This window comes from Paenibacillus sp. ACRRY (assembly GCF_022346995.1).
Taxonomy (GTDB): Bacteria; Bacillota; Bacilli; order Paenibacillales; family Paenibacillaceae; genus Paenibacillus.
In genome coordinates this window covers 570,974-586,538 of record NZ_JAKRNM010000001.1, presented here as the reverse complement: position 1 = coordinate 586,538, position 15,565 = coordinate 570,974, and the positions used below count along the sequence as shown (strand labels likewise).

Sequence of the window (15,565 nt, the reverse complement as noted above, 5' to 3'; positions counted from 1 at the left end):
AGGGGCTGCTCATTATGGCTATTCAAATACAAGGCGTCTCCAAATCATTCGTCAATGCAAACGGAGAAGATATTCAGGTACTGGCTGAGGTTTCAATGCAAATTAAGAAGCAGGAGTTCTTCAGTATCGTTGGGCCGAGCGGATGCGGCAAGAGCACCATTTTCAATATCATTGCGGGTCTGCTGAAGCCAACGAACGGCAAGGTTATCGTCTGCGGTCAAGAGATCGATCAGACAACCGGACATGTGGGCTATATGATGCAAAAAGATCTACTGCTTCCATGGAGGAGTATTCTAGACAATGTCACGCTAGGCTTGGAAGTGAAAGGCATGCCCAAAAAGGATCGCGACGGTATTGCCATGGATTATCTGGATCGTTACGGACTGGCTTCATTCGCCGGTGCCTGTCCCTCCACATTATCAGGCGGAATGCGCCAGCGTGTAGCCCTTATACGTACTCTCGTTACCCAGCCGGATATTATATTACTGGATGAGCCCTTCTCCGCACTGGATTATCAGACCAGACTCATTCTGGAAGACGAAATCTTATCTATCCTGAAATCCGAGGGCAAGACCGGAGTTCTTATCACTCATGACATCGAGGAAGCGATCGCCATCTCCGACCGCATCGCTGTCATGAGCAAAAGACCCACGACAGTGAAGCAAGTGTATGACATCGGTCTCGCTTCGCAGTACGGTTCAGCATTAAAAGCCCGTTCCGACCCCAAGTTCAAGCAGTATTTTGAATCAATCTGGTCGGAGCTCGATATTCAAATGGGGAGGATCAGCTAATGAAGAGCACATCACCTGAAATGACCCTAACGAAGCAGCATGCTGGGGTTGCGAAAAATAAGACCAAACGCAAACAGTCTCCTTTCACCAAAGAATGGACGATGACGATGATATGGCGGTTCATTATTGTTGCAGTCATCCTGGTGATATGGGAAGCTGCCGTTCAACTGAAGCTGGTAAACGGTTTCCTGATGGGATCGCCGAATGCCATTCTTGATGCCGCTATCACCATGTTCAGCTCAGGTCAACTTCTTACAGATGTTCTAGCCACGGTTAATGCCACCATTATCGGATTTGTCGCGGGAAGTCTATTTGGCTCTTTGGCAGGACTACTCATGTGGTATTCCAAGGCCGTCGCCCGGGTGCTTGATCCGTTCATTGTAGCGCTGAACGGCATCCCGAAGATTGCTCTAGCTCCAATGATTATCATCTGGTTTGGTTCAGGCATCTTTTCCAAGATTGTTCTTGCCTCCGTGGCAACGTTTATTGTTGCGTTGTTATCGGCTTACCAAGCGACTCACCAAATTGATGAGTCCCAGATTAATCTCATGAAATCCTTCGGAGCGAAGAAATCACAAATTTTCCGCAAAATTATTATTCCCTCCTCTCTGCCATGGATCATCTCCGCCTTCCGTATCAATATTGGCTTGGCACTCGTGTCTGTCGTAGGCGGAGAATTCATCTCTTCAGACAAAGGCCTTGGCCATATGGTATTTGTCGAAGGCAACCTGTTCAACCTTCCGGCTGTGTGGGTCGGCGTGTTTATGCTTATGCTCGTTGCCATGCTGCTCTACACCTGTGTCAGTTATATCGAGTCACGCCTCCTTCCATGGAATGACAATAAAAACAGCAGCAAATCCACTTCCGTATAAACAACTTACACCATAAAAGGAGCCTGATGACCAATGCGTACTTTCAAAAAGATAGCTATTCTATCAACGATGACCCTTTTATTGACTGCACTACTCAGTGCATGTGGAAGCCATGCGAAGTCTGTGAATGGAACAGACGCTATGGCGAGCGGAGGGCAAGAAGATACCAAGGTGGATACGATCATGGTTTCCGAGGTGTATCACAACCTGCTCTACCTTCCACTGTATGTAGCAAACAATCAAGGATTCCTAGAGCAGAATCACATTGAGCTATCCTCGATCCGCGCTGCCGGAAGTGGGCCAACAGCCTTGTCTTCGGTCATCTCAGGCGAATCGGCCTTCTCCTTTCACGGTCCTGAGCATGTCGCATTCGCTAATGCAAAAGGTGGAGATGCTCGCTCACTGGTCCTTCTATCGGGCAGCGCTCCCGTATGGGCGGTTGCGCGTGAAGGAGTAACTGTGAGCTCGCCAGAGGAATTCAAAGGCAAAACCATCGTTGTCGGCTTGGCACCCACAAGTTCCAACAGCTTAATGCGAAAGCTGTTCGAAGACAATAACATCGATATCGACAAGGATGTCACGATCACGGAGGTTCAGAATGGATCCGAACTTGGTGCCGTATTAGCCGGCAAAGCTGACATTGCATTCGTGTATGAGCCTCAGCTTGATCAAGGAATTGCTGAGGGACTGCACATCGTCCATGATTTTACGAAGGATTATCCTGACTTTGCTTTTGCAACAATGAATACAACCACAAGCTTCATTAAGAAAAATCCGGATCTCACCCAGCGCTTCGTCACCTCTATTGAGCAAGCATTGGACTACATTCACTCGAATCCTGAGGGCGCTAAGGCTGTCGCGGTAAAGGAATTCCCGAATCTGGACAAGAAAGTCGTGGATCAAGCCGTACAACGCATGATTGACAGTAAGGTATACCCTGCTGATGGGCATATCAATGAATCAGCCTTTGAGGCTGCGATCGGTATGCAGCGCTTCATTGGCAATCTGAAGGAAGACCTCGCTTACGAGGATATTATCGATGCAAGCTTCACCAAATAGAGAGAGAAAGGTTGATTATTCTGAATCAGGACGACTATCTCACCCACCAATGTACTGAAAACGCCAAATATGCGAATGGAGTTATTACGAGCGAGGAGCTTGCCCTATTCACAGCAGACTTGGAATTGATTCGCAGCTTCAAGCTTCCTGAAGGAATAGGACCCAATCCCCCTTACAGGAGAGTGCCTCTGCGATGATAACGAAACCACTTAACGAACTGTCGATCACCGAAGCGGCTGAACTGATTAAGAACAAAATGATATCTCCTGTCGAGCTCACACAGTCCTATTTGAAACGGATTGAAGAGGTGGAGCCTGCTGTGCAAGCCTTTGTTACCATTACTGCTGAGCAAGCCTTGCAGGCCGCAAAAGAATCGGAGCACAAGCTGATGAGTGGCGATTATCTCGGTCCACTGCATGGCATCCCATACGGAGCAAAGGACATTATCCATACTGCTGGCATACGCACCTCGGCTGGATCAAGCACTTATCCAGACTTCATACCTGAGACCAATGCAACGGTGATTGACAGATTACAGACGGCTGGCGCTATCTTGCTTGGCAAGACCACAACGACCGAATATGCCTTTCAGGGGGGAGAGCCACCAACTCGCAATCCATGGAATGTGGAGCATACCCCGGGCGGTTCCAGCTCTGGCTCCGCCGCTGCAGTAGCGGCTGGCATGGCTTCCTTCACACTCGGAACTCAGACCTTCGGCTCTCTGATTAGACCCGCATCTTACAACGGGTTAACCTGCATGAAACCCACATATGGCAGAGTTAGCCGTAACGGTGTCATAACAGCAAGCTGGAGCCTTGACCATGTGGGCGCCTTCACTCGATCGGCACAAGATAACGCAATTGTTCTTGAAGCCTTAGCTGGTCAAGATGAGATGGACCCCTTCTCGCTGGCTCACGGCAAGCCAGATTTAACAAGCACTCTTATGCACCCTATTTCAGGAATGGTTATCGGTTTGCCAAGCAGCTTTTTTCACACAGATGAACCAGTGATCATGGTAGCTGTTGAGTCGGCAATAGCTGTACTTGAGAAGATGGGCATGCACACGAAGCCGGTTGATCTGCCTCCTTATATGGAAGAGACTTTTGCTGCTCACCGTATGGTGATGCGGGCAGAAGCAGCCGCCTTTCATCAGGAACGCTTCGCAGAGGCAGCTGATCGTTACGGCCCTACGATGCGGGAGCAGCTTGAGCTCGGCTACCAGACGAGTGCCGTTGATTATTTGCAGGCACAACGCATCCGAACGTTATTCCGCAGCGAGATGATGAGGCTCTTCGATGAGGTCGATGTTCTATTAACGCCATCAACACCGTATGTGGCTCCCCATGGCTACAAGACAGGCAGCCCGATCTTTAACGGACCCTTTACCAATTCCGGTCTACCGTCCATCACGGTTCCTATCGGATTTGATTCAACCTCCGGGAAGCACTTGCCTATCGGCATGCAGCTCTCTGGCCCACACATGAGAGAAGACCGCTTGTTGTCCATTGCTCATCATTACCAGCAAACTACGCAATGGCATCTGGCAACGCCAAACCTAAACTCGCACTAGGAAAGGATTGATAGCTACGATGTCTACCATCATACACACAAGCGCAGCACCCCAATTCCCGCTCCCCTTCTCACACGCTGTCCGCGCAGGAGATTTTGTCTACGTCGCAGGTCAGGTAGGCGTTAATCCGCAGACGCTTGATCCAATCGGCGGCATTAAGGAGCAGACGGAACAGTGCATTCGCAATATAGAAGTTATCCTCCAGGAAGCGGGCCTCACACTCGATCATATCGTTAAGGCAACCACTCATCTGGCCCGAGTAGAAGATCAGGCCGAATACAACGAAGTATACAGGCGAATGATGAAAGAGCCCTATCCTGCCCGTATTACCGTATTCAGCGGATTAGGCCCTTACTTGATTGAGATGGAAGTGTTGGCGTATGCGCCTTCGGTGCGGGGTGAGTAGTATACCGCCCAGAGATGCCTCGGAATCTTCAGAATTCAATTAAGATTTAAAAAGGGACGAAGCAGTGTTCTAAGCTGCTTCGTCCCTTTCACGATATACGAAAATTCAGTTTGGCGCTCATCTAAGCTATACGTTTCTATAGATATGAATATCTATTCCAGTATTCGAAGGTATGCCTTCGCCCATTAGTTCATCATTGTTCAAATAGGACAATGCTTGGCTGTTCGTGATGATTTTAGGAGAAGTTCGAAACAATATATTCTCCAGTTTCTCATCGAACATTCCATTATTCTCGATATACATTTTACAAGCTTCACCTGTAAAATCCTTACCCTGAAGCATGTATCTTGCAGATAAGCTATGCCGACCGCCATTCGGGCCAATAATTTGAGTATCTACTCCTCCAGGAAGAATGTCACCTTCGAAGTATTTTCCTGTGACATGGCCACCAAAAGAAATCATGACTACGGAGTCGCCATCATTATTGTTGGAGAGATCCGTAGTATCGCCTATCGCAACATGTACCGTGAATATTTTTTCCCATGCCATGAAATTCACCTGCTTTTTAAGTATAGAGTCATCTACAATTTAATCGTTAATGATCACAAATCTATAATTTCTGTTTCTCCACCATCTTGTAATAACCCCCCATTTCTTCTTTTTCCAGCGGTTGAATAATGTTTTCTAAAATAGACTTATTCCACAGCCATCCCTTTTGGGGAATACTAGCTTGCTTTCATAAGAGGTTTTAGAATGGGATTGATGATCTCGTTTCTCGTTAGCTCAAAGACTCCGTAATAGAAATTAGCCAATCACGGCTGCTATCTTCAGCCACGACTTCATACTGTAATGCCTTGCCCCTAGTCGGTCCTACCTCCGCCCAAATCAATCTCTGTGATTCATTGTCTCCGATGTAAACGGCTTCGTTGGAACGAATTGTTAACTTCTCAATCGTTTGTTTCTCTATATCAGGTACCTGAATACGACTTTTCGTCGTTCCGAAAATCCGGAATTGAAATAGCGTTTCATCTTTAAGATATAATAAACTGACACCAACGAACGTATCATTTGGTTTGAGATCTCTCACAACATCTTTGCCAGTTTCTGAACTCTCCATAGCCATTTCATCGATTTCTTCCTCTGTCAGATTGTCAAATCCATAATAAACCTGAATATCCAACACATTAGCATCAGCAGGAAACACGGGCTCCCATGGTGATAGTTTTGCCATTAACTCTGTAACACCTCCGAGCCACTTCACTGCTCCGTAATTTGTTTGCTGACTGATTTTTTTATCTACGGCAAGATATATCCCTTTTCCCATCCCAGGTTTTAATTGGCGAACAATGCGATCAATGGTACTCTCCCCTTGAGATGAATCGATATTTAAAATGGCTAACACTTCTCCCTCTTCATTCCTCATTTCCAAAGTCTACACTCTCCTTGTAAGGTAGTAAGGACGCAGCTTCAAAATCATGAGTAACCCCCATCCCAGGAACCGATTAGCGGTTCAAAAGCAGGACGGGGGCTTGGCTAATTATTCTCTACATTGTCATAACGGTACACTTATTGGACTGCAGTGACATTGATGTTATCAATATTTGGCCCTTCTGTACCAGTTGTGACCACTTTAATCGTATTGGTTCCCGCGTTCATGGGGACCTGAATGGTTTTTTCACTCCAGGTCGACCAGCTGCCTGTTGCGGGAAAGGGTTCGTTGCTGATGACTTTGGTTCCGTTAACGAAAATGTCGAGATTACGCGTTCCGCTTTCCTGTGCGTAACGAAATTTTACGTTTTTGGTACCTGTTATCGTGTTATTGATGGCATTCCATTGAATGGCCGAACCTGTATACGCATTAAAGTTCACGTATCCGCTCCCAGTGTATCCCGGGTAGAGCGTCTCGATCACGGCATCGGTAAGTGTAGTGCCCGTTTCCGCCTCGTACGTGGTTCCGCTGCCTGGAGTGACACTACCACCGGTAATATTGGCTACAAACGTTGTTACGCTTTGGGCTGGCAATTGTGCTGTAAAGGCTCCACCTGACACCGTAATCGGTGCTCCGCTTGCCAGGTTTCGGCTGCTATCCGTAACCCAAGAGGATACAGTGGAAGCGTTACCATTCTGCAGGACAAACTTTTGGCTTACAGCCGAGGTGCCGCGATTAATCGCCACAATGACCGCCTTATTATCCCCTTTATAGGCTGAAACGAACGTATTGGTATCCGGATTTTTGGTTGCATCGACTCGGTAATAGCCTGGCCGCACGAATTTGGAGAAGTGGGCCATATTATATCCACGTTTGCTAATGCTTCCATCCTCATTCATCGGGCCATATTGTCTCCGAATGTACCACCATACATAAGCCTGGAAATCCCCTTCAACCATGGCATTATGCATATGGTAAGATACGTCCAGTGCCTCAGGCCAACGGTCTGACGAGTTGTTATCACTGTTCGGGTAATACACTTCGGTCATCCACAGTTCTTTACCGGCTCCCTTTTGCTTAAAGAGCGGGTATGCGAAATCTTTGAACTGTGTCCCGTACGTATGCGCTCCCAGAATGTCCATATTGGCGAGTGCCTGAGGATCATTTAGAATTGGATCAGACATGTTTTTCAAATACTGGAACGATTCAGGAGCCATGACTTTGGTATTCTGAATGGATCCTGCATTCTCCTTCATGAAACGAAGGATCTCCTGCGGTGTCCACCATGTCCATTCATGGGCATAATCCGGCTCGTTTTGTACCGAAATGGCATACAGATCTACACCGTTATCTTTCATATAAGTGACAAAGTCGTTCAGATGCTGTGCATACGCGGCATATTTGTCGTATCTCAATCGTTTAGCGTTTGTATCCCCGTTGCGATTGAAGGTTTCAACCATGTCGCTTGGCGGATTCCAAGGAGAAGCGAATACGAGCGCGCCTTGCTCTATGGCTCTTTTCGCGGTAGCCACCTCCCTGTACCAGTTATTTCGATTTTCGTCGACATAGATTCTCAGTATGGAAAAACCCAGCTGGTTCGCTCCGTTGCCAAAGGCGGTTTCACGCTGAGCTGGCGTCAAGTCGCCAATCCAGGCTGGGTGGTTAATGCCTCCAAACCCCTTGATAAGCTGTTTTTCGGAAGACAAATTAATGTTGGCATCACTTGCTGCTGATACGTGTGTCGGCGTTAACATTAGAGGCAGGGCTGTTAAACAGGCCAACAGAATATGAACTGATTTTTTTAAATTCATCTTAAATTTCAATATCTTCACCTTCCTCAAATTGTTGTAGATATGAAAGCGTATTCAAAAATATCAACTTGTCCAGCAGCGAATAGAAATCCATGTACCACTCCCTTTCAGATCAAAAACAAAAACTAGATTTTATTTGTAAATCTTACTATATTATTCATTTAGCTAAAACCTGACAAATTATAGGTTATTTCTCGTTTGCGTAAGTTGGAGATATATAGCAGACCACCAAATCAGCAGCTTGGCAGATGTCAAAGCTAAAAAAAAAAATGACCCCTGAAGAATACAGGAGTCATCTGTTAAGTACTTCGCAACTTCAAGGTTGCTCCTCACCTGTTTACTACAAAGGTCTTAATTCAGCATTGAATCGTCGTTTCGTTGTTTGTTTTCTTATACAAAAAGTAATCAAAATCAGCATGCTTACGGGTACCGCCAAGGTCCTGCACGCAGAGACCAATATAAGTTCCCGTAAACCGGATGTATTCCGGAGATTCATCGGACAGATGTGTGACATCCAACCATCCACCTGCAGGATACCAGGATCGGTCATCATCGCATGCATAGTAAAAGCAGGCACGGTCATACTCATATACCACCTTCAACCGAATCCGATCCACTGATTTCAAGGGAATATCCTCCAACAGTTCATCGTAAATTCCGTATCTAGACTGAAGTATTCCCAAGCATGTTCCTTTCTCTTCATGATAGGTAACCCGTAAATAGAGATAGTCTTTGGTATCGTAGTACAGTATTAGTCCTGCCATTTGCTGTGGATGGTCCGGGGCAAATTCCAGGCAAGTTTCAGCTTCACACCTGAAATCCTGAAGCCTCCGGGCGACCATGCTTTGTCTGTGTGTCGAGCTCATGGACTCCATCCCGCGCAAGCGCAAGTAACCTGGACGTTCCGTCAGGCTGAGCCAAGATGGATCAGGTGGGATACGAAGGGTATTCCAATCGTTCCGAAGCTCTGATTGGTCGAAATGGTCCATTTCCGGTGCCGGTTCAAATGGAACTGACGAGATTTTCGGTGCAGGCACCGAAACCTCCGGATGTCGACCACCGTTTGAAAGCTTCAGCCAGCCTTCATCGCTCCACGTACACGGTTGAAGAGCAGTCTCACGTCCAAGGATGCAAAACTTCTCCTGAACTGGCCTTCCGACCAGATGAGCCATATACCATTCACCCGTGTGAGTTTCGACAAGACTGCCATGACCGGCCTTTTGCAGAGTCAATTCCGGCCTTCCATATGAAGTAAGAATTGGATTCTCCGGATCAACTTCATAAGGACCTTGCAGGGAACGAGAGCGGGCAACCGTAACGGCATGTTCATAACCCGTACCGCCTTCAGCCGTAATCAAGTAATAATAGTCTTTGTATTTATATAGATGAGGCGCTTCTGTCAGCCCCAGTTCTGTTCCCTTAAAAATGTTAATGGCAGGTCCGATCAACTTTTGGTCCTGAACAGAGTATTCCTGCAGCACGATGCCTGCAAATCGATTTTTTCCCTTCCGATGATCCCAGATCATGTTGACCAGCCACTTGCGACCATCTTCATCGTGAAACAAGGAAGGATCGAACCCGCTGCTGTTCAGAAAAACCGGTTCGGACCATGGCCCTTCGATATCTGTTGCGGTCACAAGATAATTGTGAGTATCTTTGAAAGCCCCTACCCGGCTTTTGACATCTGTGTAGATCAGGTAAAATACACCATTGTCGAAGCTAAGGCATGGCGCCCATACCCCTCCGGAATTAATATTTCCTTCCATGTTCAGCTGAGTGCTACTTGTCAGCGGAGAAGTTATCGGCCGCCAATGAACCAGGTCCCGGGAATGGTGAATTCGTACACCCGGGAACCATTCGAAGGTGGAAGTGGCGATATAATAATCTTCCCCCGCCCTGCATATGGACGGATCGGGATGGAAACCGGGAAGAATGGGGTTGGTAATCATATTCATTATAGAAGCAACCTCCGGTATTAAAATAATGGCAGACACAACAAATGATAAAAATGCATCACCATGCCAGCGCTTTTTTGCCGGCTTCCAGGGCAGTTATGATCCGGTCTACATCATATATATTCCCTCTCCATGTTCCGCCGCTGACAGCTTGCAGCGCAGCCCAAAGCCTGGTATCATCCGGCAAATTTTCATCAGGACGCATATCTGGATGAAAGGTCCTTTGAGCCAGAATGAAAGCTCCTTCTTCCGGCGAAAATTCCGTATCTCCTTCTCCAATGAAGTTCACACTGCCCTCCAGCTTGCCCCGATCCACAACGATATCAATCAAGTCGCCGTTTCGGAGTTTGCCAATGGGCCCTCCTGCCAGTGCTTCGGGCCCTACATGACCAATACATGCTCCGGTTGAAACTCCCGAGAAGCGGGCATCGGTGATGAGCGATACATATTTCCCAAAAGACAAATGCTTGAGCGCAGAAGTAAGCTGATACGTTTCCTCCATCCCGGTTCCTGAAGGTCCACGACCGAGCAGTACAACAACGTCGCCAGCCAGAACCCCGCCAGTCTTAATGGCACGGATTGCCTCGCGTTCAGTTGTAAATACCTTTGCCCGGCCACGATGCCGATACACGCCATGCTCATCCAGCACATCAGGATCAATGGATGTGGATTTGATGACAGAGCCTTCTGGCGCGATATTCCCGGTTGGAAAGGTCACGGTCGAAGAAATCCCAAGACGCTGCGAGTGCTCTCTGCTCATGATCACACTGTCCGGATCAATCCCGTCCTTCTCTTTCAATTGCTTGCGTATGAGATGACGACGTTCCGACGATTCCCACCAATCCAGCACTTCACCCAGTGACGCACCTGTTACTGTAAGTACAGATTCATCCAGCAGGCCAAGCTGTCTAAGGTGAAGCATAACCTCAGGAACACCTCCGGCCTGAAAAACCCGTATGGTCGGATGGAAGATCGGTCCGTTCGGCAGAGCACTAACCAGTCTTGGAACGTTCTTGTTCACCTGTATCCAGTCCTGTACCGTTGGCACAGTTAAACCCGCTGCATGGGCAGCAGCCGGGATGTGAAGAAGTAGATTGGTAGATCCGCCGAACGCGGCATGAACGACCATGGCATTGCGAATGGACGCATCTGTAACAATGTCTGCCATCTTGATCCCTTGGGACTCCATGTTGATCAGTGCACGCGAAGATTGGCGAGCCATCTCGAACCAGATGGGCTGCCCTGAAGGTGCCAGAGCGGCATGCGGCACCGTCATGCCCATCGCCTCTGCTACCACCTGGGCGGTTGCCGCGGTCCCTAGAAACTGACAGCCGCCGCCCGGTGTAGCGCAGGCCCGACACCCTAGCTCCGATGCCATTTCAAGAGAGAGCTCTCCATTCGCGTACCTTGCGCCAATGGTTTGGATTTTACCTGCATCCTCCCCATCGGTAGGCGGAAGCGTAACGCCGCCGGGAACAATAACTCCTGGTAGCTGCGGCATACCTGCAAGTGCAAGCATCATGGCGGGTAATCCCTTATCACAAGTTGCAACGCCGAGCACGCCTTTTCGCGTGGGCAGGGATCGAATCAATCTGCGGAATACCATCGCGGCATCGTTCCGGTACGGCAGCGAGTCGAACATGCCGGTTGTTCCCTGAGACCTGCCGTCGCAAGGGTCGCTGACATAGCCAGCAAACGGGATTCCGCCGTGACTCGATATTTCTTCTGCGGCAGCTTTCATCAGCAAACCGACTTCCCAGTGTCCCGTATGGTAGCCAAGAGCTGCGGGACTGCCATCTTCATTGCGGATACCGCCCTGCGTACTTAAGATCAGAAACTGTTTTCCGTTCAATTCTCCAGGCTTCCAGCCCATTCCGACATTCTGGGACATGCCGAACAAGTCGCCGCTTGGAGCATTCCGCAGCAAATCATCGGTTAAAGGCAGACGTCCTGTTGCCCCTGGAGCATGCGCTATAATATCATAGCTGCTAGACTCCTTCTCCCCCATAATCGACATTATCTGTTCGTACATGGTAGCCTCCCACAGTTTATGACTTCACAAAGACTGTTTTGATCGCCGTAAAAAACTCGATGGCCGCTTGCCCCTGTTCTCTGGAATGCGAGCTTGACATCTTCATTCCACCGAACGGTGCCTGCAGTTCTACGCCGGCAGTTTCCGCATTAATTCTTACGAGTCCGGCATCCATATCCCGGATGAAGGACAGCATGGCCCCGACGTTTTGTGTATAGATTGAAGCACTCAAACCATAATCGCTGTCATTTGCCGACGCGATGGCCTCTTCCAAGGAATCCACAGGAATCAGGGCCAGAACGGGGCCGAATATTTCTTCCCGGGCAATGGACATGTGCGATTCGACACCTTCAAATACGGTCGGCTGTACATAAAATCCTTCTGCGAGCTCAGGATTGTCCGGTCTTTTTCCTCCAGCGAGCAGTACGGCACCTTCATCCTGTCCTTTTTGAATGTAACCAAGCACGGTACTCAGCTGGCTTTCACTCGCACATGGACCCATCCAGCTTCCGGAAGACATCCCGTCACCCAGACGGATTTCCTGGATTTGCGACAGGAGTTTTTCTTTAAAGGCATCATATACTTTTCGTTCAATAATGACCTTGCTGGTGGCCGTGCATTTTTGGCCAGTTGATTTCAAGCCGCCGCTGATGGTGGCCTCAACAGCCAAATCCAAATCAGCGTCTGCCGCGATGATAATCGGGTTTTTGCCACCCATTTCAAGCTGATACTTGGCTCCACGAGCAAGTGCTGCAGCGCCGACCCGCTTCCCGACTTCATTGGAACCAGTAAACGTTATTCCGTTTACATCGGGGTGTTCAGCAAGTGCGGAGCCGATTACCGAGCCTTTTCCGCTCACGAGATTGAGAACACCAGCCGGGATGCCGGCTTCCTCAAAGCATTCCAAAACCTTGGCTGCTGTAACCGCCGTTTCCTGAGCTGGCTTCAATACAACGGTGTTGCCATAGATCAGAGCCGGTGCCGTTTTCCAGATGGGAATAGCCACCGGGAAGTTCCAAGGTGCAATTACACCTACGACGCCAAGCGGCACACGGGTCGTGAACATCAGTGCCTCCCTATCTGTGGAGGGAATCACATCACCCGTTTTTCGCATACCTTCCCCTGCGTAATATCTCAAAATGGCGACGCCGCGCATCGTTTCTCCCTTGGCTTCCGGGAATGTCTTCCCCATTTCTCTGGTCATGGCTTCCGCCACCTCGTCGGCCCGGCGCTCCAACACATTAGCAGCTTGAAAAAGATAATTCCCCCGTTCCGCACCCGTTAAGTTCCGCCAGGTCTTCGCTGCTTCTTTGGCCGCTGCCACTGCATTGTTCAAGTCCTCTACACCCGAGGCTGGCACATAACCCACGATTTCTTTTCGATTCGCCGGATTAATGCTCGGTTCCGTCGATCCAGACGTTGGTTTAACCCATTCCCCGTTAATAAAATTGTTATAGGTCTCCTCTAACTGAAATGCGCTCATCGCATTCATCCTCCTTCTAAACTAATTTGAAATGACAGGATTGATCAGTGTTCCGATATCACTTATGGATATTTCAATGCGGTCTCCAGGTTCAAGGGTGAAATCATTCGGAGGCACGATGCTAGTACCTGTCAAAAGTACCGTACCGTCATACACATCGTTATCCCTTGCCAAAAAGGAAACCAGTTCATCCAGCTTGCGGTTTAATTCACTCGTACTCGCTTCACTTTTAACAACCACTGATTCATCCCGATAGATCTGGCAGACAATGCTGAATTCATAGGGATTCTTCACCGTTTCTGCCAGTCGAATAGCTGGACCTATGGAGCAGGAATTGCGCCATATTTTGGCTTGTGGCAGATACAACGGGTTTTCTCCCTCAATATCGCGGCAGCTCATGTCATTTCCGGCGATGTATCCCACAATGCTGCCATCCGCGGCAAGCACCAACCCCAGCTCAGGCTCCGGGATCTGCCAAGTAGAATCGCTTCGTAGCGTGACAGCCTCATTCGGCCCGACAGTCCGGGCTGCTGTGGATTTAAAAAAGATCTCCGGTCTCTCTGCGCCATAGACCTTATCGTAGAAGGTTTCCGCATCCAACTTTCCATCCGTAGCTTCATAATTCCGCGCTTCCCGGCTCCGCTGATATGTCACACCTGCTGCCCACACTTCCGGTGCATCCAGGGGTGTGATCAGGTGCAGAGAAGTCCAATCATCGGTCAGCTTGTTTACCGGTTTAAGAGCGCTTTCAATCCATTGAACCGGAGTAACACCCTTCTCCCTCGCCTGATAGATTAAAGTCATAAAATCTGCTTGCGGCAAACGATACGCTTGTTCATCATCCGTAACGGCTGCCAACCACTTCTGTTGTCCATCCAAAAATCGAATAATTCTCATTCCAGCTTGCCCCCTATCTCCCTACCGGGTTGATAACATTACCATAGCACCAGCGATGTTTCATGACGATGGACTTATCACTCCGACGACTTACCCTTTTCACGCATTATTTTTCTGTTAAAATATATCTAATCGTATTTGGAATACAGAGCGTTACGAGGAGGTAGCTGTGACCAAACTTTCAGAAGCCGCATATTTAGGCCGTCTGCCCGATGTTCGCATGTCTTTTCAATTGTTGGGACTGCATGCAAGACAAGTCGATTCCAACTGGACGTATCCGTCTCATGAGCATTCCATGTATGAAATTCACTGGATGTTGGACGGCGAGATGAACATGGTGGTCAACGGTCAGTCGTACAGTCAATCCGTTGGAGACCTTCTGTTTATCCGTCCGGGTATGACTCACTCCTGCACAGGTGCCGGACCGAAGGGTTTCACATACTTTTCTGTTCATTTCAGCGTACACGATACCTCCTTCTGCAGGGAACTCAACCGCTGCAAGGACATTTATTATCCGGCAGATTCGAGCCTGGCTTCAGGACTGTCCTCTTCACTATGTACCTTGTATTATCTGGCCACAGAACACTTATCCATGCCGTTGTCTTCCTCCAAACAGATGAAAGTCCATGCCGCCGTATTCGAACTGCTCGGCTCCCTGGTTGGCCAGTTATCTCAGAACGCATCCATTACCTTATCGAGAAAAGAAACCATCGCCCACCAAATTGCCGAGTACATTGAGGACTCCGTAAGATATATCCATCTTCATGGCGACGTTCGGGAGAGCGAACGAACCTGGATCCAAGACATCGCGAAGTCGCTGAACATTAGCCCTTCACAGATCAACAGGATCTTTCGGGAGGTATATGGTACAGCCCCTCGCAAGTTTTTATCGGAAACCCTTCTGAACGAAGCCCAGCGGCTGTTAAAACAAACAGACCTGAACATTGACCATATTGCGATGATGCTTGGATACAAGACCAATGCGCATTTCAGCCGTCAGTTCAAGCGATGGACGGGCATCACGCCAAGTGAATTTCGCATCCATTCCCAGCGGACTGCTGCAAAGGAGCATCTCGGTGATCAAGAACCCTTTCCACATGAAATTTGTATGTACAGGTATCAAAAAAAACTCCCCTTAGATTAAAATGTCCTTTACAAAGGGTACACTTTAAGATTACTGCTGAATACTATCTTTTCAAGTGAATCTCGCGAAATGTACGCTAATAGGGAAAATGCTCTCTTCCTATACCATGCCTGTTC

13 protein-coding genes are annotated in these 15,565 nt (G+C 48.4%); 6 read left to right on the top strand and 7 right to left on the bottom strand.

Features of this window, described 5'->3' with window-relative positions; genetic code table 11:
* Window positions 1-14 precede the first annotated feature (14 nt).
* The 5 genes from MH144_RS02565 to MH144_RS02545 all read left to right on the top strand — a co-directional run bounded on the left by MH144_RS02565 (window position 15) and on the right by MH144_RS02545 (window position 4,698).
* The gene (locus MH144_RS02565) at window positions 15-791 is read left to right on the top strand and encodes an ABC transporter ATP-binding protein (protein WP_239297512.1); all 777 of its coding nucleotides are present in this window, start codon (window positions 15-17) and stop codon (window positions 789-791) included.
* On the top strand, window positions 791-1,663 hold the full coding sequence (locus tag MH144_RS02560) for an ABC transporter permease (protein WP_239297511.1): 873 nt from the start codon (window positions 791-793) through the stop codon (window positions 1,661-1,663). Before MH144_RS02565 ends, MH144_RS02560 begins: the two co-directional genes overlap by 1 nt.
* 33 nt (window positions 1,664-1,696) lie before the next feature.
* Window positions 1,697-2,722 carry an ABC transporter substrate-binding protein gene (locus tag MH144_RS02555; protein ID WP_239297510.1) on the top strand — a complete coding sequence of 342 codons (1,026 nt, stop codon included), beginning with the start codon at window positions 1,697-1,699 and terminating at the stop codon, window positions 2,720-2,722.
* A 193-nt stretch (window positions 2,723-2,915) separates the two neighbouring features.
* Complete coding sequence (locus MH144_RS02550; RefSeq protein WP_239297509.1) at window positions 2,916-4,292, top strand: amidase; 1,377 nt, start codon at window positions 2,916-2,918, stop codon at window positions 4,290-4,292.
* A gap of 19 nt (window positions 4,293-4,311) precedes the next feature.
* Window positions 4,312-4,698 carry a RidA family protein gene (locus MH144_RS02545; protein ID WP_239297508.1) on the top strand — a complete coding sequence of 129 codons (387 nt, stop codon included), beginning with the start codon at window positions 4,312-4,314 and terminating at the stop codon, window positions 4,696-4,698.
* A 126-nt stretch (window positions 4,699-4,824) separates the two neighbouring features.
* Here the strand turns inward: MH144_RS02545 and MH144_RS02540 are convergent, their stop codons facing one another.
* The 7 genes from MH144_RS02540 to MH144_RS02505 form a co-directional block, all read right to left on the bottom strand.
* Window positions 4,825-5,247, bottom strand: coding sequence for a DUF3237 family protein (locus MH144_RS02540; RefSeq protein WP_239297507.1), 423 nt, complete (start codon window positions 5,245-5,247; stop codon window positions 4,825-4,827).
* Window positions 5,248-5,476: 229 nt separating this feature from the next.
* Window positions 5,477-6,127: a hypothetical protein gene (locus MH144_RS02535; protein ID WP_239297506.1), complete on the bottom strand. Its 651-nt coding sequence runs from the start codon at window positions 6,125-6,127 to the stop codon at window positions 5,477-5,479.
* Window positions 6,128-6,264: 137 nt separating this feature from the next.
* Window positions 6,265-7,938, bottom strand: a complete 1,674-nt coding sequence (gene xynC / locus MH144_RS02525) for a glucuronoarabinoxylan endo-1,4-beta-xylanase XynC (RefSeq protein WP_275439940.1) — start codon at window positions 7,936-7,938, stop codon at window positions 6,265-6,267.
* A 356-nt stretch (window positions 7,939-8,294) separates the two neighbouring features.
* Window positions 8,295-9,893 (bottom strand): glycoside hydrolase family 43 protein, encoded by a 1,599-nt coding sequence (locus tag MH144_RS02520; protein WP_239297505.1) that lies wholly within the window; start codon window positions 9,891-9,893, stop codon window positions 8,295-8,297.
* Window positions 9,894-9,951: 58 nt separating this feature from the next.
* Window positions 9,952-11,925 carry a YjhG/YagF family D-xylonate dehydratase gene (locus MH144_RS02515; protein WP_275439939.1) on the bottom strand — a complete coding sequence of 658 codons (1,974 nt, stop codon included), beginning with the start codon at window positions 11,923-11,925 and terminating at the stop codon, window positions 9,952-9,954.
* Window positions 11,926-11,941: 16 nt separating this feature from the next.
* Complete coding sequence (gene gucD / locus MH144_RS02510) at window positions 11,942-13,408, bottom strand: alpha-ketoglutaric semialdehyde dehydrogenase GucD (RefSeq protein ID WP_239297504.1); 1,467 nt, start codon at window positions 13,406-13,408, stop codon at window positions 11,942-11,944.
* A 21-nt stretch (window positions 13,409-13,429) separates the two neighbouring features.
* Window positions 13,430-14,305, bottom strand: a complete 876-nt coding sequence (locus tag MH144_RS02505; RefSeq protein WP_239297503.1) for a fumarylacetoacetate hydrolase family protein — start codon at window positions 14,303-14,305, stop codon at window positions 13,430-13,432.
* Window positions 14,306-14,474: 169 nt separating this feature from the next.
* On the opposite strand from MH144_RS02505, the gene MH144_RS02500 reads away from it, so the two are divergent.
* Window positions 14,475-15,449, top strand: coding sequence for a helix-turn-helix domain-containing protein (locus MH144_RS02500; RefSeq protein ID WP_239297502.1), 975 nt, complete (start codon window positions 14,475-14,477; stop codon window positions 15,447-15,449).
* Window positions 15,450-15,565: the final 116 nt, after the last annotated feature.